The sequence below is a fragment of the Pseudomonas protegens genome, from assembly GCF_003732485.1.
GTDB classification, from domain to species: Bacteria; Pseudomonadota; Gammaproteobacteria; order Pseudomonadales; family Pseudomonadaceae; genus Aquipseudomonas; species Aquipseudomonas protegens_B.
Genome location: NZ_MOAK01000087.1, coordinates 151912 through 177826 on the forward strand (window position 1 = coordinate 151912; position 25915 = coordinate 177826).

Annotated in this window: 23 protein-coding genes; 5 read left to right on the top strand and 18 right to left on the bottom strand. The window is 61.5% G+C overall.

From position 1 onward, the window contains the following. From BLX41_RS36830 to BLX41_RS30815, 5 genes are all read left to right on the top strand, one after another. Positions 1-490 (top strand): TOBE domain-containing protein (locus BLX41_RS36830; protein ID WP_259745417.1); only part of this gene is annotated, 490 nt, incomplete at its 5' end. After that, positions 487-1353, top strand: a complete 867-nt coding sequence (locus BLX41_RS30800; protein WP_123727926.1) for a carbohydrate ABC transporter permease — start codon at positions 487-489, stop codon at positions 1351-1353. The genes BLX41_RS36830 and BLX41_RS30800, both read left to right, overlap by 4 nt. A 7-nt stretch (positions 1354-1360) precedes the next feature. Further along, positions 1361-2161 carry a carbohydrate ABC transporter permease gene (locus BLX41_RS30805; protein WP_123727927.1) on the top strand — a complete coding sequence of 267 codons (801 nt, stop codon included), beginning with the start codon at positions 1361-1363 and terminating at the stop codon, positions 2159-2161. A 10-nt stretch (positions 2162-2171) separates the two neighbouring features. After that, on the top strand, positions 2172-2444 hold the full coding sequence (locus BLX41_RS30810; RefSeq protein ID WP_123727928.1) for a DUF2160 domain-containing protein: 273 nt from the start codon (positions 2172-2174) through the stop codon (positions 2442-2444). A 52-nt stretch (positions 2445-2496) separates the two neighbouring features. Continuing rightward, positions 2497-4239, top strand: coding sequence for an ABC transporter substrate-binding protein (locus tag BLX41_RS30815; protein WP_123335498.1), 1743 nt, complete (start codon positions 2497-2499; stop codon positions 4237-4239). A gap of 286 nt (positions 4240-4525) precedes the next feature. Here BLX41_RS30815 and nuoN read toward each other — a convergent pair whose 3' ends face one another. The 18 genes from nuoN to purB form a co-directional block, all read right to left on the bottom strand. Then, positions 4526-5989, bottom strand: coding sequence for an NADH-quinone oxidoreductase subunit NuoN (gene nuoN, locus BLX41_RS30825; RefSeq protein WP_015636299.1), 1464 nt, complete (start codon positions 5987-5989; stop codon positions 4526-4528). Between the two features lie 7 nt (positions 5990-5996). Continuing rightward, a complete protein-coding gene (gene nuoM / locus BLX41_RS30830; RefSeq protein ID WP_011062195.1) occupies positions 5997-7529 on the bottom strand; it encodes an NADH-quinone oxidoreductase subunit M in 1533 nt (510 codons plus the stop codon). Between the two features lie 39 nt (positions 7530-7568). After that, positions 7569-9422 (bottom strand): NADH-quinone oxidoreductase subunit L, encoded by a 1854-nt coding sequence (nuoL, locus tag BLX41_RS30835; protein ID WP_123727929.1) that lies wholly within the window; start codon positions 9420-9422, stop codon positions 7569-7571. Then, positions 9419-9727, bottom strand: coding sequence for an NADH-quinone oxidoreductase subunit NuoK (gene nuoK, locus BLX41_RS30840; RefSeq protein WP_077934490.1), 309 nt, complete (start codon positions 9725-9727; stop codon positions 9419-9421). The genes nuoL and nuoK overlap by 4 nt, the downstream gene beginning before the upstream one ends. A 4-nt stretch (positions 9728-9731) precedes the next feature. Next, entirely contained in the window at positions 9732-10232 is a 501-nt protein-coding gene (gene nuoJ / locus BLX41_RS30845) for an NADH-quinone oxidoreductase subunit J (protein WP_011062192.1), read from the bottom strand. A 9-nt stretch (positions 10233-10241) separates the two neighbouring features. After that, complete coding sequence (gene nuoI / locus BLX41_RS30850; protein WP_003223795.1) at positions 10242-10790, bottom strand: NADH-quinone oxidoreductase subunit NuoI; 549 nt, start codon at positions 10788-10790, stop codon at positions 10242-10244. A gap of 11 nt (positions 10791-10801) precedes the next feature. Then, positions 10802-11809, bottom strand: a complete 1008-nt coding sequence (gene nuoH / locus BLX41_RS30855) for an NADH-quinone oxidoreductase subunit NuoH (RefSeq protein ID WP_123727930.1) — start codon at positions 11807-11809, stop codon at positions 10802-10804. Next, complete coding sequence (nuoG, locus tag BLX41_RS30860) at positions 11806-14520, bottom strand: NADH-quinone oxidoreductase subunit NuoG (protein WP_123727931.1); 2715 nt, start codon at positions 14518-14520, stop codon at positions 11806-11808. The genes nuoH and nuoG overlap by 4 nt, the downstream gene beginning before the upstream one ends. Before the next feature lie 137 nt (positions 14521-14657). After that, on the bottom strand, positions 14658-16013 hold the full coding sequence (nuoF, locus tag BLX41_RS30865) for an NADH-quinone oxidoreductase subunit NuoF (protein ID WP_123727932.1): 1356 nt from the start codon (positions 16011-16013) through the stop codon (positions 14658-14660). After that, a complete protein-coding gene (nuoE, locus tag BLX41_RS30870; protein ID WP_011062188.1) occupies positions 16010-16507 on the bottom strand; it encodes an NADH-quinone oxidoreductase subunit NuoE in 498 nt (165 codons plus the stop codon). The genes nuoF and nuoE overlap by 4 nt, the downstream gene beginning before the upstream one ends. Before the next feature lie 2 nt (positions 16508-16509). Next, entirely contained in the window at positions 16510-18294 is a 1785-nt protein-coding gene (gene nuoC / locus BLX41_RS30875) for an NADH-quinone oxidoreductase subunit C/D (protein ID WP_015636296.1), read from the bottom strand. Positions 18295-18364: 70 nt separating this feature from the next. Continuing rightward, positions 18365-19039 (bottom strand): NuoB/complex I 20 kDa subunit family protein, encoded by a 675-nt coding sequence (locus tag BLX41_RS30880; RefSeq protein ID WP_011062186.1) that lies wholly within the window; start codon positions 19037-19039, stop codon positions 18365-18367. Between the two features lie 10 nt (positions 19040-19049). Further along, positions 19050-19463: an NADH-quinone oxidoreductase subunit A gene (locus BLX41_RS30885; RefSeq protein ID WP_011062185.1), complete on the bottom strand. Its 414-nt coding sequence runs from the start codon at positions 19461-19463 to the stop codon at positions 19050-19052. A 611-nt stretch (positions 19464-20074) separates the two neighbouring features. Further along, a complete protein-coding gene (aceA, locus tag BLX41_RS30890) occupies positions 20075-21400 on the bottom strand; it encodes an isocitrate lyase (RefSeq protein WP_025126589.1) in 1326 nt (441 codons plus the stop codon). 514 nt (positions 21401-21914) lie between these two features. After that, a complete protein-coding gene (locus tag BLX41_RS30895; protein WP_123727933.1) occupies positions 21915-22670 on the bottom strand; it encodes a secretin N-terminal domain-containing protein in 756 nt (251 codons plus the stop codon). A 176-nt stretch (positions 22671-22846) separates the two neighbouring features. Then, a complete protein-coding gene (locus BLX41_RS30900) occupies positions 22847-23269 on the bottom strand; it encodes a GNAT family N-acetyltransferase (RefSeq protein ID WP_123727934.1) in 423 nt (140 codons plus the stop codon). Beyond that, positions 23262-24428 (bottom strand): ribosomal protein uL16 3-hydroxylase, encoded by a 1167-nt coding sequence (locus BLX41_RS30905; protein WP_123727935.1) that lies wholly within the window; start codon positions 24426-24428, stop codon positions 23262-23264. Before BLX41_RS30905 ends, BLX41_RS30900 begins: the two co-directional genes overlap by 8 nt. A gap of 83 nt (positions 24429-24511) precedes the next feature. Further along, a complete protein-coding gene (purB, locus tag BLX41_RS30910) occupies positions 24512-25882 on the bottom strand; it encodes an adenylosuccinate lyase (RefSeq protein ID WP_019092906.1) in 1371 nt (456 codons plus the stop codon). Positions 25883-25915 lie beyond the last annotated feature (33 nt).

Sequence of the window (25915 nt, forward strand, 5' to 3'; positions counted from 1 at the left end):
AGCCTCGACCTTCGCCGACAAGATTGCGGTGATGTACGGCGGTCAGATCGTCCAGTTCGGCACGCCGCGGGAGTTGTTCGAGCGGCCGAGCCACACCTTTGTCGGCTATTTCATCGGCAGCCCGGGAATGAACCTGATCGAGGTGCGCGCCGAGGCCGGGGGCGTGGGCTTTGCCGGCACGCACCTGCCCTTGTCCGAGGTGCTGCAGCGGCGCATCGCCGAAACCGATTACAGCAGCCTGAAAATCGGCATTCGCCCCGAGTTCGTCCACGTTTGGGACGAACCCTACGAGGACGGGCTGCAGGCCGAGGTGGTGCACGTCGAAGACCTGGGCACCTACAAGATCATGACCTTGAAGCTCGATGGCGCCCTGCTCAAAGTGCGCCTGACGGAAGACAAGCCCGTGCCCCAGGGCCAGGCCTGTATCAGCTTTCCTTCCCAGTGGCTGATGGTCTATGCCGATGACTACCTGCTGGAGGTGCAGCCATGAACAAGGTGCAGAACAACAAGGCCTGGTGGCTGGTATTGCCGGTATTCCTGCTGGTGGCCTTCAGTGCGGTCATCCCGATGATGACCGTGGTCAACTATTCGGTACAGGACATCTTCGATCAGTCGAGCCGCTATTTCGTCGGTGCCGACTGGTATCGCCAGGTGCTGCTGGACCCGCGCCTGCATGACTCGCTGCTGCGCCAGTTCATCTATTCCGCCTGCGTGCTGCTGATCGAGATTCCGCTGGGCATCGCCATTGCCCTGACCATGCCCGGCAAGGGCCGCTGGTCGTCCCTGGTGCTGATCATTCTGGCGATTCCGCTGCTGATTCCCTGGAACGTGGTAGGCACTATCTGGCAGATCTTCGGCCGGGCCGACATCGGGTTGCTGGGCTCGACCCTGAATGCCATGGGCATCAGCTACAACTATGCAGCCAATACCATGGACGCCTGGGTCACGGTACTGGTGATGGACGTCTGGCACTGGACCTCGCTGGTGGCACTGCTGTGCTACTCGGGGTTGCGGGCCATTCCGGATGTGTACTACCAGGCCGCACGCATCGACCGGGCGTCGAGCTGGGCGGTGTTTCGGCATATCCAACTGCCAAAGATGAAGAGCGTGCTGCTGATCGCGGTGATGCTGCGCTTCATGGACAGTTTCATGATCTACACCGAGCCTTTTGTGCTGACCGGCGGCGGGCCGGGCAATGCCACCACCTTCCTCAGCCAGACCCTGACCCAGATGGCGGTCGGGCAATTCGACCTGGGCCCGGCGGCGGCGTTTTCCCTGGTGTACTTCCTGATCATCCTGTTGGTGTCCTGGCTGTTCTACACCGCCATGACTCACTCCGACGCCAGCCGCTGAGGTCGCCATGAGCAAGAGAAAGCTGATTGCGCTGCTGATCTACATCCTGTTCCTGCTGGTGCCGATCTACTGGTTGCTGAACATGTCGTTCAAGAGCAATACCGAGATCCTCGGCGGCCTGACCTTGTGGCCCCAGGACTTCACCTGGCACAACTACAAGGTGATCTTCACCGACCCCAGTTGGTACACGGGCTACCTCAACTCGCTGTACTACGTGAGCCTGAACACGGTGATCTCCTTGAGCGTGGCGCTGCCGGCGGCGTATGCGTTCTCGCGCTACCGCTTTCTCGGCGACAAGCACCTGTTCTTCTGGCTACTGACCAATCGCATGGCGCCGCCCGCGGTGTTCCTGCTGCCGTTCTTCCAGCTGTATTCCTCCATCGGCCTGTTCGATACCCACATCGCCGTGGCCCTGGCCCACTGCCTGTTCAACGTGCCGCTGGCGGTATGGATCCTTGAAGGCTTCATGTCCGGGGTGCCCAAGGAAATCGACGAGACGGCCTATATCGACGGCTACAGTTTTCCCAAGTTTTTCGTGAAGATCTTCGTCCCGCTGATTGGTTCGGGCATCGGTGTCACGGCGTTTTTCTGCTTCATGTTTTCCTGGGTCGAACTGCTGCTGGCGCGGACCCTGACGTCGGTCAACGCCAAGCCCATTGCTGCGGTGATGACGCGCACCGTGTCCGCCTCGGGGATCGACTGGGGCGTGTTGGCGGCGGCGGGGGTGCTGACCATTTTGCCGGGCATGCTGGTGATCTGGTTTGTCCGTAACCATGTGGCCAAGGGCTTTGCCCTGGGCCGGGTCTGAGGAAACGATGATGGAATGGATGGCCTGGACCACCCCCACGGCAGCCTTCTTTGGTGCCATCGTCCTGTTGCTGGTAGGCATGACCAGTTGGGAACTGCGTTCGCCGAGCATTCCTCGGCGCGGCTTTCTGCCGATTGTCACCACCCGTGGCGATCGGCTGTTTATCGGTCTTCTCGGCAGTGCCTACCTGCACCTGATGGTGATAGGCGTGACCGACTGGAGCATTTGGGTGGCGTCCGCGCTGTCCCTGGTGTGGCTGTTGGTGGTGATGCGTTGGGGTTAGCCGGGCACCCTTGCTTGGCGATCCTGCTCCGAAATCTAACCGGGAGGTCTCTATGTTCGACAAAAACAATAAGCTGCGACATAGCGTTTCATTGGCGGCCATGCTGGCGCTCAGCGGGTTGAGTGCTGCGGCCTGGGCCGATGCCTATGAGGACGCGGCGAAGAAGTGGATTGGCAGCGAGTTCAAGCCGTCCACCCTCACTGAAGCCCAGCAGCTGGAAGAGCTGAAGTGGTTTATCAAGGCCTCCGAGCCGTTCCGCGGGATGAAGATCAACGTGGTTTCGGAAACCCTGACCACCCACGAATACGAGTCCAAGGTGTTGGCCAAGGCCTTCAGCGAAATTACCGGGATCAAGCTGACCCACGATTTGCTGCAGGAAGGCGACGTGGTGGAGAAGCTGCAAACCCAGATGCAGTCCGACAAGAACATCTACGACGGCTGGGTCAACGATTCGGACCTGATCGGTACGCACTTTCGCTATGGCAAGACAGAATCCATCACCGACCTGATGGCCAATGAGGGCAAGGCCTACACCTCGCCGACCCTGGACCTCAAGGACTTCATCGGCATCTCCTTCACCACTGCGCCGGACGGCAAGATCTATCAGCTTCCCGACCAGCAGTTCGCCAACCTCTACTGGTTCCGCGCCGACTGGTTCGAGCGGGCCGACCTGAAGGCCAAGTTCAAGGAAAAGTACGGCTACGAGTTGGGCGTGCCGGTGAACTGGTCGGCCTATGAAGACATCGCCAAATTCTTCACTGAAGACGTCAAGGAAATCGACGGAAAGCGGGTCTATGGGCACATGGACTACGGCAAGAAAGACCCGTCCCTGGGTTGGCGCTTTACCGATGCCTGGTTCTCCATGGCCGGTGGCGGCGACAAGGGGCTGCCCAACGGCTTGCCGGTGGACGAGTGGGGAATTCGCGTGGAGGACTGCCACCCGGTGGGCTCCAGCGTCACCCGGGGCGGCGACACCAACGGCCCGGCGGCGGTCTTCGCCACCCAGAAATACGTCGACTGGATGAAAGCTTATGCCCCCCCGGAAGCGGCGGGCATGACCTTCTCCGAATCCGGGCCGGTACCGTCCCAGGGCAATATCGCTCAGCAGATCTTCTGGTACACCGCTTTCACCGCCGACATGACCAAGCCGGGCCTGGCGGTGATGAACGCCGATGGCACGCCAAAATGGCGGATGGCACCGTCACCACGTGGGCCGTACTGGGAAGAGGGCATGAAACTGGGGTATCAGGACGTGGGTTCCTGGACCTTCATGAAGTCCACGCCGGAGAAACAGAAACTGGCGGCCTGGCTGTATGCCCAGTTCGTCACCTCGAAAACCGTTTCGCTGAAGAAAACCATCGTCGGCCTGACACCGATTCGCGAGTCGGACATCAACTCCCAGGCCATGACCGACCTGGCGCCGAAGCTCGGTGGCCTGGTGGAGTTCTACCGCAGCCCGGCCCGGGTGCAATGGACCCCGACCGGGACCAACGTGCCGGACTATCCACGCCTGGCTCAGCTGTGGTGGAGCCATATCTCGGAAGCCGCCAGCGGCGAGAAGACTCCGCAACAAGCCCTCGACGGCCTGGCCAAGGATCAGGACGCGATCATGACGCGGCTTGAACGCTCCAAGGCCCAGGCAGTGTGTGCGCCGAAGATGAACCCGGAACGGGACGCCCAATACTGGTTCGACCAACCGGGTGCGCCGAAACCGAAACTGGCCAACGAAAAGCCCAAGGGGGAGACCGTCAGCTACAACGAACTGCTCAAGTCGTGGGAGGCCGCGCGTAAATAGTTGACCTTTGTAGTCATCTGCAACGGTACCCTCGGGTGCCGTTTTTTTTGCCAGGGGCGAAATAGCCGGGTTTCAGGCCAGCGCCGCCAGATGCTCGACCGTATCGGGAAAACGCTCCACCGGGAGAATCAGGATTGTGGCCCGGGCATTGGGCGTGGCCCATCCCTTTAAACGCTGAAGGGCGTTTCGGTAAATGCCAGGGAAGCAGGGGAGAGTGGTAGGAACCCTGAAATGCAAAACGGCACCCGAAGGTGCCGTTCTGTTTGTTGCGTTGAAACCTAAGCGATCAACCCGCCAGGCCGGAGTGCTGGACCAGGGTCAGCAGCGGCTGTGGGTATACGCCGAGGAAGAACGCCAGGACCGCGATGGCCAGCAGCATGACGCCACCGGCTTTCTGTTCCCAGTGCAGTTGGGCATCGACGCGACGCAGGTTCGGCTCGATCAGGTACAGGGTGACCATCACTCGCAGGTAGTAGAAGACGCCGATGGCGCTGCCCATTACCAGGGAACCGACCAGCCACCATTGGTGCGCTTCGACACCGGTAGCGATGATGTAGAACTTGCCGATGAAGCCTGCGGTCAGCGGGATACCAGCCAGGGACAGCATCATCACGGTGAGGACGGCGGTCAGGTACGGACGGCGCCAGAACAGGCCGCGGTACTCATACAGGGCGTCGGCATCACGGCCTTTGTACGGCGAAGACATCAGGGTGATCACACCGAAGGCGCCAAGGCTGGTGATCACGTAGGTGACCAGGTACACGCCGATGGCTTCCATGGCCAGGCCCTTGCTCGCCACCAGGGCGATCAGTAGGTAACCGAAGTGGGCGATGGACGAGTAACCCAGCAGACGCTTGAGGTTGCTCTGGGTCAGCGCCAACAGGTTGCCCACCAGGATCGAGGCGATGGCGATCACGGTCAGCACGTTGCTCAGGACACCGCTGCTGGCCACTGGCGAGAGCTGGAACAGACGCACCAGTACCGCGAACACCGCCACCTTGCTGGCGGTGGCCAGGAAGGCGGCGACCGGGGCCGGGGCGCCTTCGTAGACGTCCGGAGTCCACAGGTGGAACGGTACCAGCGACAGTTTGAAGGCCAGGCCGATCAGCATCATGCCCAGGCCCAGTTGCGCCAGCGGGCTTGGCAGCCCAGTGGCGGCCAGGGCCTGGCCGATACCGCTGAAGCTCAGGCTGCCGGCTTCTGCGTAGAGCAAGGCCATGCCGAACAACAGGAAGCCCGAACCGGCGGCCGACAGCACCATGTACTTGATGCCGGCTTCCAGGGAGCGCTTGTTGAAGAAGGCATAGGCCACCAGGCCGTAGACCGGTACCGAGAGCAGCTCCAGGCCGATGAACAGGCCGGCCAGGTTCTGCGCGCTGACCAGTACCAGGCCACCGGCGGCGGCCAGCAGGATCAGCAGGTACAGCTCTTCACGGTTGCCCGGGTACCCGCTGCTACCGTCGCCCAGGTAGGCGTGGGCCAGGGTGACACAGGCCAGGGTGGCTACCAGGATCAGGGCCATGTACAGGCAGGCGAACTGGTCGATCTGCAACAGCGGGGTGACTGCCAGGGGTGCCACTTTCAGCACCGGGAAGATCGACAGCAATGCCAGGTTCAGACCGGCCACCGACAGCAGGAAGGTCTGGGCGTGGTTGCGCCGCCAGGCGATCGCCAGCATCACCACCACAAGGGTGGCGCTGGTGATCAGCAGCGGCGCCAGGGCTATAAAGTGTTGAATCGTAAAGTCCATAGCGCTCTTACCGGGCCGAAGCGAGTTGAGTGAAGGCGGTGCTGAGCCATTGCTGCACGCCATGCATGGTGGCGGCAGAGGTATCGAGGAACGGTTGCGGGTACACGCCGATGTAGATCAGCAGTACCGCCAGTCCCAGCACCATGATCAGTTCGCGAGCATCCATTCCGTGCAGTACCGCGTCCGACTTGGACGGGCCGAAGTAGGCACGGTGGATCATGATCAGCGAGTAGACCGAGCCGAACACCAGGCCGGAAGTCGCGATCGCAGTGATCCATGGCGCGCTGACGAAGGTGCCGATCAGGATCAGGAACTCGCCGACGAAGTTGCCGGTGCCCGGCAGGCCCAGAGAAGCGGCTGCAAAGAACAGGCTGATGGCCGGCAGGTAGGCGATACGCGACCACAGGCCGCCCATTTCACGCATGTCGCGGGTATGGGTGCGTTCATACAACTGGCCGCTGAGGATAAACAGCGCGGCTGCCGAAACACCGTGGGCCAGCATTTGGATCACCGCGCCCTGCAGAGCCTGCTGGCTGCCGGAGTAGATACCGATCAGCACAAAGCCCATGTGGGAAACGCTGGAGAAGGCGATCAGACGCTTGATGTCGGTCTGGGCGAAGGCCAGGAAGGCGCCGTAGAAGATCCCGATCAGACCCAGGGTCATGGCGATCGGTGCGAACTCTGCCGAGGCGTTGGGGAACAGTGGCAGGGCGAAACGCAGCAGGCCGTAGGCCGCGGTCTTCAACAGGATGCCCGCCAGGTCCACGGAACCGGCAGTCGGTGCCTGGGCGTGAGCGTCAGGCAGCCAGGAGTGGAACGGCACCACCGGCAGCTTCACCGCGAAGGCGATGAAGAAGCCGAGCATCAGGATGTACTCGGTGGCGGTGGACATCTTGGTTTTCAACAGCTGGGCGTAATCGAAGGTGATGACCCCGGTGTTGTTGAAGTTGACCAGCACCAGACCCAGGATCGCCACCAGCATGATCAGGCCGGAAGCCTGAGTGAAGATGAAGAACTTGGTTGCTGCGTAAATCCGGGTTTTCTTGCCGTCTGCCGAGCTGTGACCCCAGAGCGCGATGAGGAAGTACATCGGCACCAGCATCATTTCCCAGAAGAAGAAGAACATGAACAGGTCCAGCGCCAGGAACACGCCGACCACACCGCCCAGGATCCACATCAGGTTCAGGTGGAAGAAGCCCACGTGACGCTGAATCTCTTTCCAGGAGCAGAGTACCGAGAGGATACCCAGCAGGCCGGTCAGCAGGATCATCAACAGCGACAGGCCGTCCAGCGCCAGGTGCACGTTGATGCCGAAGCGCTCGATCCAGACATGCTTGAACTCGATGGCCCAAGTTGGATCGGCGCCAGGCGCCGGAGCAAATGAATAGTTACCGTGGGCCCACAGCCAGAGGCCGAGAGCGAGTTCCAGGGTCATGGTCAACAGCGCAATCCAGCGGGGGAGGGTGGCGCCGAAGCGCTCCCCCAGCCAGCACAGCAGGCCGCCGATGAAGGGGATCAGGATTAGCCAAGGCAGAATCATGACGGGCTCAATTCCTTTCGCAAGTTCGCAAGGTTCATATCAGACCGCTACCAGCACAATGGCGCCGATGACCAGCACGGCACCGGCTGCCATCGAGGCGGCGTACCAACGCAGTTGACCGGTCTCGGTACGGCTCAGGGAGTTGTGACCCCCTTTGGCCATACGCGGGATCAAACCGATGGTCTGATCGAGCGGGTCCTTGCGCAGTACATGGCTGATGGCCAGGTATGGCTTGACGAACAGTTTGTCGTAGATCCAGTCGAAGCCCCAGGCGGCGAACCACCAGGCCGAGAGCAGACGCCCGATGCCGCTGTTGGCGATGGCGGTCACAACGCGACGCTTGCCAAGGAACAACAGGGCGGCCAGCAGGATACCGGCCAGGGCGATGGCGCCCGAGGCGATTTCCAGGCTGTGCTTGGCTTCGCCACCGGCATGACCGGCGCTCAGCGGCAGTACACCATGCAGGGGCGGAGTGATCATCGCGCCGATCCCGGTGGACAGCACGATCAGCACCACCAGCGGCAGCCAGTGGGAGATACCGTGGCCGGCGTGGGCTTCGGTCTTGGCTTCACCGTGGAAGGTGATGAAGATCAGGCGGAAGGTGTACAGCGAGGTCATGAACGCACCCACCAGGCCGGCGTACAGCAGGCCGTGGTTGCCGCTGGCGAAGGCTTCCCAGAGGATTTCGTCCTTGGAGTAGAAGCCTGCGGTCACCAGAGGCAGGGCCGCCAGGGCTGCACCACCGACGATGAAGCTGGCGTAGGCCAGAGGCAGTTTCTTCCACAGGCCGCCCATCTTGAAGATGTTCTGCTCGTGGTGGCAGGCAACGATCACCGCACCGGAAGCAAGGAACAGCAGGGCCTTGAAGAAGGCGTGGGTCATCAGGTGGAAGATCGCGCCGTCCCAGGCGCCAACGCCCAGGGCCAGGAACATGTAGCCGATCTGGCTCATGGTGGAGTAGGCGAGGATCCGCTTGATGTCGGTCTGCACCAGCGCGGCGAAACCGGCCAGTACCAGGGTCACGCCGCCGACCAGGCCTACCAGGTGCAGGACTTCCGGCGCCAGGGTGAACAGGCCGTGGGTACGGGCGATCAGGTAGACACCGGCGGTCACCATGGTCGCGGCGTGGATCAGTGCCGAAACCGGGGTCGGGCCGGCCATCGCGTCCGCCAGCCAGGTCTGCAGCGGCAGTTGCGCGGATTTACCCACGGCGCCACCCAGCAGCATCAGGGTTGCCAGGGTGATCCAGAAGTCGCCGGCCTGGAATTTCTGCGGTGCCAGCACCAGCAGTTCCTGGACGTTCAGCGTGCCTACCTGTTGGAACAGGATGAACAGGCCGATGGCCATGAACACGTCGCCGATCCGGGTGACGATAAAGGCCTTGAGTGCAGCGTTACCGTTGTTGCGGTTGCTGTAGTAGAAACCGATCAACAGGTAGCTGCACAGGCCCACGCCTTCCCAACCGAAGTACAGGAACAACAGGTTATCGCCCAGCACCAGGAACAGCATGCTGGCGATAAACAGGTTGGTGTAGGCGAAGAAGCGCGAGTAGCCGGCTTCACCACGCATGTACCAGGACGCGAACAGGTGGATCAGGAAGCCCACGCCCACTACTACACCCAGCATGGTCACGGACAGACCATCCAGGTACAGGGCGAAGTTCGGCGCGAAACCGTCCACCGACATCCATTGCCACAGCACCTGGGTGTAGTGACCACCCTCGGGCGGCGCGACGTTGAATTGCCAGATCACGTAGGCGGTCACGATGGCCGACAGGCCAATGGAGCCGACGCCGATCAGGGCCGAGAGGTTTTCCGAGAGGCGTCCCCGGGAGAACGACAGCAACAGGAAACCGATCAGGGGGAATACGAAAGTCAGAAAGAGAAGGTTCATCCGCGCATCTCGCTGGCTGCATCGATATCGAGAGTGTGGAAGCGGCGGTACAGCTGCAGCAGGATCGCCAGGCCAATACTGGCCTCGGCGGCTGCCAGGCTGATCACCAGGATGAACATCACTTGTCCATCCGGTTGCGCCCAGCGGGCGCCCGCAACGATGAAGGCCAGTGCAGAGGCGTTCATCATCACTTCCAGGCTCATCAATACGAAGAGGATGTTACGGCGGACCATCAGGCCGACCAGACCGAGGCAGAACAGGATGCCGGCAACCGCCAGACCGTGCTCGAGAGGGATAACAGGCATGGTATTACTCCTTCGCCTCGTTGCGGCCCAAGTGGAACGCCGTGACGGCTGCGGCGAGCAGCAGCATCGAGGCGAGTTCGACCACCAGCAGGTAAGGACCGAACAGGCTGATGCCCACGGCCTTGGCGCTGACGGTGGTTTGACCGATACCGGCACCGCTCTGGTGGCTGAACAATACGTACAGCAGTTCAGCCAGCAGCAGCGCGGCGAGAATCACCGGGCCGATCCAGATGCCGGGCGTGAGCCAGATGCGTTCTTGCTGAGCCGCGGCCGGGCCGAGGTTGAGCATCATCACCACGAACACGAACAGCACCATGATGGCGCCGGCGTAGGCGATCACTTCCAGGGCACCGGCGAACGGTGCGCCGAGGCTGAAGAAGGTCATGGCCACGGCGATCAACGAAATGATCAGGTAGAGCAGGGCGTGCACAGGGTTGGTGTTGGTGACCACGCGCAGCGTGGAAACAACGGCAACACCTGATGCGAAATAGAAAGCGAATTCCATCGTTCTTCCTTAAGGCAGCAAGCTCTTCACGTTGATCGGCTCGGCTTCATTCTGCGCGGAGCCTTTTGGCTTACCGGCAATGGCCATACCTGCAACACGATAGAAGTTGTAGTCAGGGTTCTTTCCGGGACCGGAGATCAGCAGATCCTCTTTCTCGTAAACCAGGTCCTGACGTTTGAACTCGGCCATCTCGAAATCCGGTGTCAGCTGGATCGCGGTGGTCGGGCAGGCTTCCTCGCAGAGGCCGCAGAAAATGCAGCGCGAGAAGTTGATGCGGAAGAAGTCCGGGTACCAGCGACCGTCTTCGGTTTCAGCTTTCTGCAGCGAGATGCAACCCACAGGGCAGGCCACGGCGCACAGGTTGCAGGCTACGCAACGCTCTTCGCCGTCGGGGTCGCGAGTCAGCACGATGCGGCCACGGTAGCGGGGCGGCAGGTACACCGGCTCTTCGGGGTATTGCAGGGTGTCGCGTTTGCGAAAGCCGTGACCGAACACCATCACCAGGCTGCGCAACTGGGTACCAGTACCCTTAACGATGTCGCCAATATATTTGAACATGGGTCAAATCCTCACTGAACCGCGCCCGCAGGCGTGTTCAACAACACAAGCGCAGCGGTCACCAGCAAATTGATCAGGGTCAGCGGCAGGCAGAATTTCCAGCTGAAGTCCATCACCTGGTCATAGCGCGGGCGCGGGATAGAAGCGCGCAGCAGGATGAACAGCATGATGAAGAACGCGGTCTTCAAGGCGAACCAGACGAAGGACAGTTGCGGCAGGATGCCGAACGGACCGTGCCAGCCACCGAAGAACAGGGTGACCAACAGCGCCGAGATCAGGATGATGCCGATGTATTCACCGACGAAGAACATGCCCCATTTCATACCGGCGTATTCAATGTGGTAGCCGTCGGCCAGTTCCTGCTCCGCTTCCGGCTGGTCGAAGGGGTGACGGTGAGTCACGGCCACGCCAGCGATGAAGAAGGTACAGAAGCCGAAGAACTGCGGAATGATGAACCACAGGTTCTGCGCCTGGTACTCGACGATGTCGCGCATGTTGAATGAACCGACCTGAGCCACGATGCCCATCAGCGCCAGGCCCATGAACACTTCGTAGGACACGGTCTGGGCCGAGGCCCGCAAGCTGCCCAGCAGGGCGAACTTGTTGTTGCTCGACCAGCCGGCGAACAGCACCGCGTAGACCGACAGGCCGGCCATGGCGAAGAAGAACAGCAGGCCGATGTTCAGGTCCGCGACGCCCCAGGTCGGGGTGATCGGGATGATCGCGAAGGCGATCAGCAAGGCGCTCATGGCTACCACCGGTGCCAGGGTGAAGATCACCTTGTCGGCGAACGGTGGAGTCCAGTCTTCCTTGAAGAACATCTTCAGCATGTCGGCAGCGATCTGGAACATGCCGAACGGGCCAACGCGGTTCGGACCGTAACGGTCCTGCCACCAGCCCAGCAGGCGACGTTCGACGAAGCTCAGCAGCGCCCCGGCGACCACCACGGCCAGCAGGATCACGATGGCCTTGACGACCGTCAGGATCACTTCGATCACTTCAGGGGTAAACCAACTCATTGCGCCGCCTCCTGCAGACCGTCAACGGATTTGCCAAAGAACGCCGGAGGAATCCCCGCCAGACCGGCAGGCAGGCCCACCAGGCCAGCGCCCAGCTCTTCGTTGATGCGCAGTGGCAGACGCAGGGTCTGGCCGGCTACGTTCACCGCGAGCAAGGCACCGTCGTTGACACCCAGGCGATCGGCTTCGGACTTGGCCAGGGCCACGTAGGCCGCCGGAATGCGTTCCTGCACTGGAGCGGCTTTCGAAGAGTTCTCTTCGCTGCCGAACAGGTGGTAGAACGGCACCGCTTGCCAAGAGCCCTGAGCCGGGGAGAAGGCCCGCGGCACGCTGGCGAACCAGCTGAGGCGGTCGCCCTGGGTTTCGATCAGGCGGGTGCCCGGGTCACCGGCACGCAGGTGGCCGCCGACTTCGTCCTGGAACTTGTTCCAGGCTTGCGGCGAGTTCCAGCCCGGCGACCAGGCGAACGGCACTTGCGAGCGCGGTTCGGCGGAGCCCGAGTAACCTTCCATGGAGTAGGCGAAGGCGGTATCCGGGTCTTGCGAGGTACGCGGTTCGTGCACGCTCTGGTTGGCGCGCATGGCGGTACGGCCACTGTAGCGCAGCGGTTCGCGAGCCAGTTTCAGGCCCTTGATGCGGAACGCGGCGGATGGCGCGGCGTCAACGATGCTGGCCAGTTGCGGGGTGCTCGCGGCGCAGGCAGCGGTCACGTGGTCCAGCTGGGTCCAGTCCACCGGCTGGTTCAGCAAGGTACTGCGCAGGGCATGCAGCCAGCGCCAGCCTTCGTGAACCATGATGCTGGCGTCCAGGTAGGTTGGATCGAAGACCTGGAAGAAGCGCTGGGCGCGACCTTCCTGGCTGATCAGGGTGCCGTCGCCTTCGGCGAAGCTGGCCGCCGACAGCACCAGGTGCGCGCGCTCAAGGGTAGCGGTCTGTTGATGATCGGCAACGATCACCACCTTGGCTGCGTTCAGTGCGGCATCCACCTTGGCTGCATCGGTGCGGGTGTACAGGTCGTTTTCCAGCACCACGATGGCGTCGGCCTTACCGTCGATCACCGCCTGCAGAGCCGCGTCCACGGATTCGCCACCAAGCATGGCCAGGCCGAGGCTGTTGGCCTCTGGCACGATCAGACTGATGGAGCCGGCTTTCTCGCGCAGCTTCAAGGCTTTGGCGATGTTCGCCGCCGCTTCGATCAGTGCCTTGGAGCCCAGGGATGTACCGGAAATGATCAGTGGACGCTTGGCCGCCAGCAGAGCGTCGGCAATGCGCTTGGCCAGTTCCAGGGCTTCACTGTCCAGGCCTTCCACGGCAGGGGCACTGGCGTCGATGGCGTGGGCCACGGCGAAACCGATGCGCGCCAGGTCGTCCGGAGCGGCGTGTACACACTCCTCGGCCACGTCGTCGAGCTTGGTTTCGGCGAGGCTGGCAATGAACAGCGGATTCAGCGCGTGCTGGCCGATGTTCTTCACCGCCGCGTCGAGCCAAGGCTGGACGCGCATGGCATCGGCCATTTCCTCGGCCTTGCCCTTGACCGACTGGCGCAGGGCCAGGGCCATGCGTGCGGCGGTCTGGGTCAGGTCTTCGCCGAGGACGAAGATGGCATCGTGGTCTTCGATGTCGCGCATGTTCGGAACCGGCAGCGGACTGTCGTTCAGAACCTGCAGCACCAGGCGGATGCGCTCCAGTTCGGAGGCTTCGATACCGCTGTAGAAGTGCTCGGCACCTACCAGTTCACGCAGCGCGTAGTTGCTTTCCAGGCTGGCGCGAGGCGAGCCGATACCGACGATGTTGCGACCGCGCAGCAGGTCGGCCGCCTGGTCCAGAGCCTGGTCCAGGGTCAGCTGGGTGCCGTCGGCCAGGCGTGGCTGGCGTGGACGGTCCTTGCGGTTGACGTAGCCATAACCGAAGCGGCCACGGTCGCAGAGGAAGTACTGGTTCACCGAACCGTTGTAGCGGTTCTCGATGCGCCGCAGCTCGCCATAGCGCTCGCCCGGGGAGATGTTGCAACCGCTGGAGCAGCCATGGCAGATGCTCGGCGAGAACTGCATGTCCCACTTGCGGTTGTAGCGCTCGGAGTGAGTCTTGTCGGTGAACACACCGGTCGGGCAGACCTCGGTGAGGTTGCCGGAGAACTCGCTTTCCAGGGTGCCGTCTTCAACGCGACCGAAGTACACGTTGTCGTGGGCGCCGTAGACGCCCAGGTCGGTACCGCCGGCGTAGTCCTTGTAGAAGCGCACGCAGCGATAGCAGGCGATGCAGCGGTTCATCTCGTGGGAAATGAACGGGCCGAGGTCCTGGTTCTGGTGGGTGCGCTTGGTGAAGCGATAACGGCGCTCGTTGTGGCCGGTCATCACCGTCATGTCTTGCAGGTGGCAGTGACCGCCTTCCTCACAGACCGGGCAGTCGTGGGGGTGGTTGGTCATCAGCCACTCGACAACACTGGCGCGGAAGGCCTTGGATTCTTCATCGTCGATGGAGATCCAGGTGTTGTCAGTGGCTGGGGTCATGCAGGACATGACGATACGACCACGGGTGTCGTTCTCGTCGGTGTACTGCTTGACCGCGCACTGGCGACAGGCACCGACGCTACCGAGAGCGGGGTGCCAGCAGAAATAAGGGATGTCGAGGCCTAGTGACAGACAAGCCTGTAACAGGTTGTCCGCCCCATCGACTTCGAGCGCTTTGCCGTCTACGTGGATAGTGGCCATGGTTCAAAGTTCTTCGTTGGCCCGGTGTCAGCGGGCGTGGCTAATGGAATCTTGTTATGCGTGCGAATCAACACAGCCGTTCACGGCGTCATCGCACGTCGAGCGCAGGGCACGGACCCGGCGCCCTCATCTAAGCGTTACGCGCCGACTACGATCGGTCGGGCCAGAGGCGGGACGGCGGCGCTGGTAGGCGCGATGCCGGCTTCGAACTCTGGGCGGAAATACTTGATGGCACTGCCCAACGGCTCCACGGCACCCGGTGCGTGAGCACAGAAGGTCTTGCCTGGGCCGAGGAAACCCACCAGACCCAGCAGGGTCTCGATGTCGCCTTGCTGGCCCTGGCCGTTCTCCAGGGCCATCAGCAGTTTGACGCTCCATGGCAGGCCATCGCGGCAAGGGGTGCAGAAGCCGCAGGATTCACGGGCGAAGAATTGCTCCATGTTGCGCAACAGCGACACCATGTTGATGCTGTCGTCCACCGCCATGGCCAGGCCGGTACCCATGCGGGTGCCCACTTTGGCGATGCCGCCGGCATACATTTGCGCATCCAGGTGTTCTGGCAACAGGAAGCCGGTACCGGCGCCGCCTGGCTGCCAGCACTTGAGCTTGAAGCCGTCGCGCATGCCGCCGGCGTAGTCTTCGAACAGCTCGCGTGCGGTCACGCCGAAGGGCAGCTCCCACAGGCCGGGGTTCTTCACTTTGCCGGAGAAACCCATCAGCTTGGTGCCGTGGTCTTCGCTGCCTTCGCGGGCCAGGGATTTGTACCACTCCACGCCGTCGCCGATGATCGCCGGCACGTTGCACAGGGTCTCGACGTTGTTCACGCAAGTCGGCTTGCCCCACACGCCCACGGCGGCAGGGAAGGGCGGCTTGGAGCGCGGGTTGGCGCGACGGCCTTCCAGGGAGTTGATCAGTGCGGTTTCTTCACCGCAGATGTAACGCCCGGCGCCGGTGTGGACGAACAGCTCGAAATCGAAACCGCTGCCCAGGATGTTCTTGCCCAACAGGCCCGCGGCCTTGGCTTCTTCCACGGCACGCCGCAGGTGCTTGGCGGCGGTGGTGTACTCGCCGCGCAGGAAGATGTAGCCGCGGTAGGTTTTCAGTGCGCGGGCACTGATCAGCATGCCTTCGATCAGCAGATGGGGCAGTTGCTCCATCAGCATGCGGTCTTTCCAGGTGTTGGGTTCCATTTCGTCCGCGTTGCACAGCAAGTAGCGGATGTTCATGGATTCGTCTTTGGGCATCAGGCCCCACTTCACGCCGGTGGGGAAGCCCGCACCGCCGCGACCCTTGAGGCCGGCATCCTTGACGGTCTGCACGATGTCGTCCTGGGACAGGTCGGCGAAAGCCTTGCGGGCCGCCGCGTAGCCGTTTTTGGCCTGGTACTCGTCGAGCCACACCGGCTCGCCGTCGTCACGCAGGCGCCAGGTCAGGGGGTGGGTTTCTGCGCTGCGCGCAATGCGGTTCGCAGGGCCGAAAGAGGTCAGGGTCATACGTAGCCCTCCAACAGTTTGGCCACGCCAGCAGGCTGTACGTCGCCGAAAGTGTCGTCGTCGATCATCAGCGCCGGGGCCTTGTCGCAGTTGCCCAGGCAGCACACCGGCAGCAGGGTGAAGCGGCCGTCGGCGGTGGTCTGGCCGAGGCCGATGCCCAGCTCGCTCTGAATCTGGCTGACCACGGACTCGTGGCCGCCGATGTAGCAGACCATGCTGTCGCAGACGCGAATGATGTGGCGGCCCACTGGCTGGCGGAAGATCTGGCTGTAGAACGTCGCCACACCTTCAACGTCGCTGGCGGGGATGCCAAGGATCTCGCCGATGGCGTAGACCGCGCCGTCCGGCACCCAGCCACGTTCCTTCTGGACGATCTTCAGGGCTTCGATGGACGCCGCGCGCGGGTCCTCGTAGTGATGCATCTCGTGCTCGATGGCCGAGCGCTCGGTTTCGCTCAGGGCGAAACGGTCTGTCTGGATAAGCGTGCTGTTCATGCTTAGCGGTCCACGTCGGCCATAACGAAGTCGATACTACCCAGGTACGCGATCAAGTCCGCGACCATGCTGCCGCGGATCACCGAAGGGATCTGCTGCAGGTGCGGGTAGCTTGGGGTACGAATCCGGGTGCGGTAGCTCATGGTGCCGCCATCGCTCGTCAGGTAATAACTGTTGATGCCCTTGGTCGCTTCGATCATCTGGAAGGATTCGTTGGCCGGCATGACCGGGCCCCACGAAACTTGCAGGAAGTGCGTGATCAAGGTCTCGATGTGCTGCAGGGTGCGCTCTTTCGGCGGCGGCGTGGTCAGCGGGTGATCCGCTTTGTACGGGCCTTCCGGCATGTTGCGCAGGCACTGGTCGATGATCTTGATGCTCTGGCGCATTTCCTCGACGCGAACCATGCAGCGGTCATAGGCGTCGCCGTTGGCGGCCAGCGGGACTTCGAACTCGAAGTTCTCGTAGCCGGAGTACGGACGGGCCTTGCGCAGGTCGAAATCGCAACCGGTGGAACGCAGGCCGGCACCGGTGACGCCCCACTCCAGGGCCTCCTTGGTGTTGTAGGCGGCAACGCCGATGGTCCGACCCTTGAGGATGCTGTTCTGCAGGGCGGCCTTGGTGTATTCGTCCAGGCGCTTGGGCAGCCATTCGACGAAGTCCTTGACCAGCTTTTCCCAGCCGCGGGGCAGGTCGTGGGCAACACCACCGATGCGGTACCAGGCCGGGTGCAGACGGAAACCGGTGATGGCTTCGATCACCGTGTAGGCCTTCTGGCGGTCGGTGAAGGTGAAGAACACCGGGGTCATCGCGCCCACGTCCTGGATGTAGGTGCCCAGGAACAGCAGGTGGCTGGTGATCCGGAAGAACTCGGCCATCATGATGCGGATGACGTCGACCTTCTCCGGCACCTTGATGCCGGCCAGCTTCTCGACCGAGAGCACGTACGGCAGGTTGTTCATCACCCCGCCGAGGTAGTCGATACGGTCGGTGTAAGGGATGAAGCTGTGCCAGGACTGACGTTCGGCCATCTTCTCGGCGCCACGGTGGTGGTAGCCGATGTCCGGAACGCAGTCGACGATCTCTTCACCGTCCAGTTGCAGGATGATGCGGAAGGCACCGTGAGCCGAAGGGTGGTTCGGGCCCAGGTTGAGGAACATGTAGTCCTCGTTGGCCCCGGAACGCTTCATGCCCCAGTCTTCCGGACGGAAGCGTGCGGCTTCCTCTTCCAGTTGCTGCTTGGCCAGACTCAGGCTGAACGGGTCGAATTCGGTGGCGCGGGCCGGGAAGTCCTTGCGCAGCGGGTGACCTTCCCAGGTCGGCGGCATCATGATCCGCGACAGGTGCGGGTGGCCCGGGAAATCAATGCCGAACATGTCCCAGACTTCACGCTCGTACCAGTTGGCGTTCGGCCAGATACCGGTCACGGTCGGTACGCTGAGGTCGCTTTCGGACAGGGCGACCTTGATCATCACGTCGCTGTTACGTTCGATCGACAGCAGGTGATAGAACACGGTGAAATCGGCGCCGCTCGGCAGACCCTGGCGCTTGGTGCGCAGGCGCTCGTCCACGCCGTGCAGGTCATAGAGCATGACGTACGGCTTGGGCAGGTTGCGCAGGAAAGTCAGGATTTCAACGAGTTTGGAGCGGGTAACCCACAGCACCGGCATGCCGGTGCGGGTAGCCTGGGCGGTGAATGCCTCAGGGCCAAAACGGTTATTGAGTTCGACGACCACATCCTGGTCGTCAGCCTTATAAGGCGGGATGTACAGAGCACTGCCTGTAGTCATGGTTTTTTATCGCTTTCGGTCAACGTAAAGAGTGAAACCAGTGTCGTTTCTTCGTGAGAACAGATCTGGATCAGACTTCGTCAGGGCTGCGCAGGTTGGTGACCTGAATACGCTGTTCGCGGCGCTGCTCCTTTTGCGACGGCATTTCGGCGCGGTACACGCCTTGATCACCGACGACCCAGGAAAGTGGGCGACGCTCCTGGCCAATGGATTCTTGCAAGAGCATCAAGCCTTGCAGGAATGCTTCAGGGCGGGGCGGGCAGCCAGGTACGTAGACGTCCACGGGCAGGAACTTGTCCACCCCCTGAACTACGGAGTAGATGTCGTACATGCCACCGGAGTTGGCGCACGAACCCATGGAGATAACCCATTTAGGCTCGAGCATTTGCTCATAGAGACGCTGGATGATCGGCGCCATCTTGATGAAGCAGGTGCCGGCAATAACCATGAAATCCGCCTGACGCGGCGATGCCCGGATAACCTCGGCGCCAAAGCGCGCGATGTCGTGGGGCGCCGTGAAGGCAGTGGTCATTTCCACGTAGCAGCAGGACAGACCGAAGTTGTACGGCCACAGGGAGTTCTTACGCCCCCAGTTGACCGCGCCGCTCAGCACGTCTTCCAGCTTGCCCATGAAGATGTTTTTGTGGACCTGATCCTCTAACGGATCGGAAACGGTTTCCCGTTCGCCGATCGGGTACTGATCGTTAGGAGCATCGGGGTCGATCCTGGTGAGATTGTATTGCATCGCCAAAGCCTCATTGTTTTAGCTTCGCCTGCCGCTTACGACGACCTTCCGGAGCCCAGTCAAGAGCCCCCACTCGCCAAAGGTAGACAAGACCTGCCAACAGAATTGCTATGAAAACGAGAGCTTCGACGAATCCGGTCCAGCCGCTTTCGCGGACGGACACAGACCAGGCAAAGAGAAAGAGGGCTTCGATATCGAAGATCACGAAGAGCATCGCGACCAGATAGAATTTGGCTGAGAGCCGCAAGCGGGCGCCACCGGTAGGTAGCATGCCGGACTCGAACGGTTCGTTTTTGCTGCGGCCCCAGGCTTTTGACCCGAGGAGGCTGGAGACGCCGAGCATGAAGGCGCAAAGGCCGACAACACCCAGAAGGAAAATGGCAAAGCCCCAGTTGTGGGCCATGAGTCCTGTCGCTTCGGGCATGCTGGTAATCCTTAACAGAGAGCAAGAGTCTCTGAGCTTGATAAAGAAATAAAGCAGTGACGATATGTCGCAGCGCAATCAATCGCGCTGATTTTATGGCTAAACACCGGGCAAGTAAAATTTCTAAAGCGAAATTGTTTATCGTAATAAGGACATAGCTCACCCCGGTAGCCCCGTAAGCCGCGGCCTGCGGGCATTAGGGGAGGTTTTGTTAATTATGTTTTGTGGCTGCTGTAACGAAAGTTACAACTGCTAAATGATAATCAATATTGTTTAGAGGCTGTTTTAATCTGCTTTCCTTCGGGGAGTGGGAAAGTTGCTTGTTATATCCCTGTTACTGCAAGTAGCAGGGGCGCACCTTTTAACCTCTTTCGCTCTGGGTAACACCGCTCTGGATCAATTTTTTGTCGGCTTTTTCGTCGACGGCGGCTTGCTGGCAAGTTTTTCGGTCAGCGGGCGGTGCAGAGGGGGGCGGTTCGCCGGCAAGCCGGCTCCTACAGGAGGGGCGGGCAAAAAAAACGCCCCGAACCAGTCGGGGCGTCAGCTGTACAGCAATGCAGTTGTTTTTACCGGATCTGCATTGGCCGCTCGATCAAGGCGCGAGGCCTAAATCAGTGGAACTGCTCTTCTTCGGTGGAGCCGGTCAGCGCGGTTACCGAGGACGAACCACCCTGGATCACGGTGGTCATGTCGTCGAAGTAGCCGGTGCCCACTTCCTGCTGGTGCGCCACGAAGGTGTAGCCTTTGGCGGCGTCAGCGAATTCCTGCTCTTGCAGCTTCACGTAGGCGGTCATGTCGTTGCGGGCGTAGTCGTGCGCCAGGTTGAACATGCTGTGCCACATGTTGTGGATGCCGGCCAGGGTGATGAACTGGTGCTTGTAACCCATGGCGGACAGTTCGCGTTGGAACTTGGCGATGGTGGCGTCGTCCAGGTTCTTCTTCCAGTTGAAGGAAGGCGAGCAGTTGTACGAGAGGATCTGGTCTGGGTATTCCTTCTTGATCGCTTCGGCGAAACGTCGGGCTTCGTCCAGGTCCGGCTTGGCGGTTTCGCACCAGATCAGGTCGGCGTACGGAGCGTAAGCCAGGCCGCGGGCGATTGCTTGATCCAGGCCGGCTTTGACTTTGTAGAAGCCTTCCTGGGTGCGGGTGCCGGTCACGAACGGCTGGTCGTACGGGTCGCAGTCCGAAGTCAGCAGGTCAGCAGCGTTGGCGTCGGTACGGGCCAGGATGATGGTCGGTACACCGGCAACGTCGGCCGCCAGACGGGCAGCGGTCAGCTTCTGTACGGCTTCCTGGGTTGGAACCAGTACCTTGCCGCCCATGTGCCCGCACTTCTTAACGGAAGCCAGCTGGTCTTCGAAGTGAACGCCAGCGGCGCCCGCTTCGATCATGCTCTTCATCAGCTCGTAGGCGTTCAGCACGCCGCCGAAACCGGCTTCAGCGTCAGCCACGATCGGTGCGAAGTAGTCGATGTAGCCGTCGTCGCCCGGGTTCTTGCCGGCTTTCCACTGGATCTGGTCGGCACGACGGAACGAGTTGTTGATGCGCTTGACCACGGTCGGAACCGAGTCCACCGGGTACAGCGACTGGTCGGGGTACATGGATTCGGCGGAGTTGTTGTCCGCAGCCACTTGCCAGCCCGACAGGTAGATCGCCTGGATCCCCGCTTTGACTTGTTGTACAGCCTGGCCGCCGGTCAGGGCGCCCATGCAGTTGACGAAATCTTTCTCAGGACGGAAGGACGGCTTGGCGCCTTGGGTGACCAGGTTCCAGAGCTTCTCGGCGCCCATGCGTGCCAGGGTGTGCTCGGGTTGGACCGAGCCACGCAGACGGACCACGTCGGCAGCGGAGTAAGTGCGAGTCACGCCTTTCCAGCGCGGGTTTTCAGCCCAGTCTTTTTCAAGGGCTGCAATTTGCTGTTCGCGTGTCAGTGCCATGGAGATAAACCTCGTCGCGTCTTGTGTAAAAAGTCGTTCTTGGTTGGAGAATTCCGGCTCCGCCGATCACGCGTCATAACGCTGCGTGGAAGGCTGCTCGCTGACCAGGAAGCTTAGGCGGTCAAGTCGGGTCTGGCGGGGATGGCGACGGGTGAACGATGGGCTCGAGGGGAAAGTGAGCAGGTGAAGGCGAGCTGCGGTGCGCATGCGGGCGTCGTGGGCCTTGGTGCGTTCCATCAGTGTGTTGCCGATCGACCTAATTACGCTTCCGTCCCTCGGGACAACTTCGTTCCAGTCGCAATCTCGTCAAACACACCTTGTGGGCGGTACAGACACGAATCGGCTCAGGTGGGTAGGTTAGAGCGGCGATCCGAAGGCCCTTGCCAGGGCCCCTGATTAGCGGGAGCGAGGCCATCATGCCCGCGGTTTTTTGGCTCGTCAAATGTTTTGTAGTGCTTTTTTTGTGGCACTACATCTTTGGTCTAATACGACTAATCAGTCAGTTTTTGGTGCTTTAGTCCAAGGCGTCGACCTTGACTCGCAAGGTCATGTCATCCCGCCCTTGAGTCGAGTAGCTGCGGCTCAGGGCCTGCTTGTCGGCCTGGGTCTGGCGATTGACCCCGGCCAGGGTGATCCACTCGCCCAGGCGCCCACTGACAGTTGTGTCGGTGCTTTGCACGTTCACTACATCGGGACGTTCCTGGCTCATGCGGTCACGGTTGGTGCTGATGCTCAGGTGCACGGTCTCGCCGGTCACGCTGGCTGTCACGTAAAAGCCCTGGGTGACGTTGCGGTATTGAGTCTGGTTTTGCAGGCGACCGTAGGGATCGGTCTGGGTGGTGGTCAGGGGCACGCTCTGGCCCACCTGGATCAGCGCCGGCACGCCTTCGCTGGCCTGGACCTGTTGGATGCCGCCATCGCGGCTCTCGGTGCTGCGATTGATGATGCGGGTCTGGGGCGCGCCGTTGACCGAATAGCCCTGATTGTCCTGGAGGTTGTTTTCATTGGTATCGACGGTGATCAGCAGGCGCTTGGCCGCCGTATCCAATTGCGCAATGAAAGCCCGCAGTTCGGCGATCTTGTCCGGTTCGGCGTTGACGATCAGTTGGTTGCCATAGGCGCTGACCTTGCCGTCCTTGCCAAGAAAATTCTGCGCCACCGGCAGTAGGTCGGCGCTGGTGCGGTTGTTGAGGGGCATGATCTCGGTGGCGGCCATGACCGAGCAGCTGAAGGTCAGCAGCAGCGTCGTGAGCAAGGTGCGTAGGGACATATCCGTTATCTCCGCGAGTAGCTGGCGTAAAGCCTTGAGTTTGACACTTTGTCGGCTTTGGGTGGGGCAAGTTGAATCCTAGACGGCAAAACGCCCCGGCATCCTGGTCTTGCGCCGGGTGGACGCAAGGGGATGGCGGGGCGTTCGCTCTGGCCATTGCCGCCAGGGCATGTCGGTCAGGCGCCGCGAACCATGTCGACGTGGGGGATGCCCGCTTCGAGGAACTCCTCGCTGACAATCGAGAAGCCCAGGCGCTCGTAGAACGGCGTGGCCTGGACCTGGGCGCTGAGCATCTGTTGCCTCAGGCCGCGCTTCTCGGCTTCATCGATCACTGCGCGCATCAGCGCATCGCCGACCTTGAGGCCGCGCCAGTCCTTGAGCACCGAGACCCGGCCGACATGGCCGTCCGGCAGCAAGCGTGCGGTTCCGATAGGGAAATCACCCTCGAAGGCCAGGAAGTGCACGGCGCTGTCGTCGTCGGCATCCCACTCCAACTCGGGTGGAACGGATTGCTCGGCAATGAACACTGCTTCACGAATGCGCCGGATCTCGGCGTTATCCTTTTGCCAGTCTGCGACACGTACGTGAATCTTATTCATCGGCAAACCCCAGGCTCCCTTGCTTGACCAGTTCACACAGTAGGCCGCGCCCATCTTCATCCGCCAGCCAGGGGCCGAGGTTGTCGATATGCAGGGCGTCAGCGGCGCAAATCATTTTCAGCAGCTCGCGCAGTTTACCGGGAAGCAGACGACTTTGGCCGCTGGCGAACAGCAGCAGGTCTTCATCGACCTCCGACCAGGCCAGACGCGCGCTTGGATTGCGGATCAGGATCGCGCCCTGTTCCAGGCTGCCCAGCAGGTCGTCCTCTTCCAGTTCCGGGCCGACCACCAGCTCCGGGTAGCGTGGCTCGGTCATGAACTGGCCGAACCAGGTTAGCAGCAGGCGCTCGTCGCTCATGTGCTCGGCCAGCAGGCCCTTGAGGCGATCGAGGGCATCCTGCTGGATCTGGTGCGGGTCGCTGACCGGTTGCACGTCGGCGTCGGTGTAGCGCTCTTCGTCCGGCAGGAACTGACCGAGGAAGTCGGTGAAGTGGGTCAGCACTTCGGCGGCGCTTGGGGCGCGGAAGCCGACCGAGTAGGTCATGCAGTCATTCACCGCGACGCCGTAGTGGGCCAGGCGCGGTGGCAGGTAAAGCATGTCACCCGGCTCCAGGACCCAGCTTTCGGTCTCTTCGAATTCGGCGAGGATGCGCAGGTCCGCGTGTTGCAGCAGCGGGCTCTCGGAGTCGCACATCTGGCCGATCTTCCAGTTGCGCTTGCCGTGGCCTTGCAGCAGGAACACGTCGTAGTTGTCGAAGTGCGGACCGACGTTGCCGCCAGGCGCAGCGAAGCTGATCATCACGTCATCGATGCGCCAGCTCGGCAGGAAGCGGAAGTGCTCCAGCAGCTCGGCGACTTCCGGGACGAACTGGTCCACGGCCTGGACCAGCAGGGTCCAGTCGCGTTCCGGCAGCTTGCTGAACTCGTCTTCGGCGAAGGGGCCGCGGCGCAGTTCCCATGGGCGCTCGCCGTTCTCGATCACCAGGCGCGATTCGACTTCTTCTTCCAGGGCCAGGCCGGCCAGTTCGTCAGGTTCGATCGGGCTTTCGAAGTCAGGCAGGGCCTGACGGATCAGCAGGGGTTTCTTCTGCCAGTAGTCACGCAGAAATTCCCGTGCAGTGATGCCGCCCAGAAGTTGAAGAGGAATATCAGGATTCATGTGTAACCTATTGAAAAAGTGTACTTTTCTAGCAGGAATAAAAACGCCCGGCGCGGCCGGGCGTCAAAAGGTCGAGCAATCGGTCAGATGCGCTTGGCCTGGGCTGCGGCATTACCGATGTAGCTGGCCGGGGTGAGCTGTTTCAGCTCGGCCTTGGCCGCGGCGGGCATGTCCAGCCCGTCGATGAAAGTCTGCAGCGCTTCTGGGCTGATGCCCTTGCCGCGGGTCAGTTCCTTGAGTTTTTCGTACGGATTTTCGATGTTGTAGCGGCGCATCACGGTCTGGATCGGCTCGGCCAGGACTTCCCAGCAAGCGTCCAGGTCTTCAGCGATCTTCTGGGCGTTGAGCTCCAGTTTGCTGATGCCCTTGAGGCTGGCTTCGTAGGCAATCACGCTGTGAGCAAAGCCTACGCCCAGGTTGCGCAATACGGTGGAGTCAGTCAGGTCGCGCTGCCAGCGGGAGATCGGCAGCTTGCTCGCCAGGTGCTGGAACAGGGCGTTGGCGATGCCCAGGTTGCCTTCGGAGTTTTCGAAGTCGATCGGGTTGACCTTGTGCGGCATGGTCGAGGAACCGATTTCGCCGGCAATGGTGCGCTGCTTGAAGTAGCCCAGGGAGATGTAGCCCCAGATATCGCGATCGAAGTCGATCAGGATGGTGTTGAAGCGGGCGATGGCGTCGAACAGCTCGGCGATGTAGTCGTGCGGCTCGATCTGCGTGGTGTAGGGGTTGAAGGCCAGGCCCAGCTCGTCTTCGATGAAGGCGCGGGCGTTGGCTTCCCAGTCGATGTCCGGGTAGGCCGAGAGGTGGGCGTTGTAGTTGCCTACGGCGCCGTTGATCTTGCCCAGCAGCGGCACGGCAGCGACCTGGGCGATCTGGCGCTCCAGGCGGTACACGACGTTGGCCAGTTCTTTGCCCAGGGTGGTCGGCGAGGCCGGCTGGCCGTGGGTGCGCGACAGCATCGGCACTTCGGCGAAACGGATCGCCAGTTCGCGGATGGCGTTGGCGGTCTGGCGCATCAGCGGCAGCATCACTTCATCACGGCCTTCGCGCAGCATCAGGGCGTGGGACAGGTTGTTGATGTCCTCGCTGGTGCAGGCGAAGTGGATGAATTCACTGACGTTGGCCAGTTCAGGCAACTTGGCAGCTTGCTCCTTGAGCAGGTACTCGATGGCCTTGACGTCGTGGTTGGTGGTGCGCTCGATCTCTTTGACGCGCTCGGCGTGCTCCAGGGAGAAATTCTCTGCCAGGGCATTGAGCACGGCGTTGGCTTCGGCGGAGAACGCCGGCACTTCGCTGATGGCGCTGTGGGCGGCCAGGCGCTGGAGCCAGCGCACTTCAACGAGGACGCGAGCACGGATCAGGCCGTATTCGCTGAAAATGGGGCGCAGGGCCTGGGTTTTGCCGGCGTAGCGGCCGTCAACAGGGGAAACCGCAGTGAGCGAAGAGAGCTGCATGGGGTGTTCTCGGACAGTCGGGCAACGAAATGG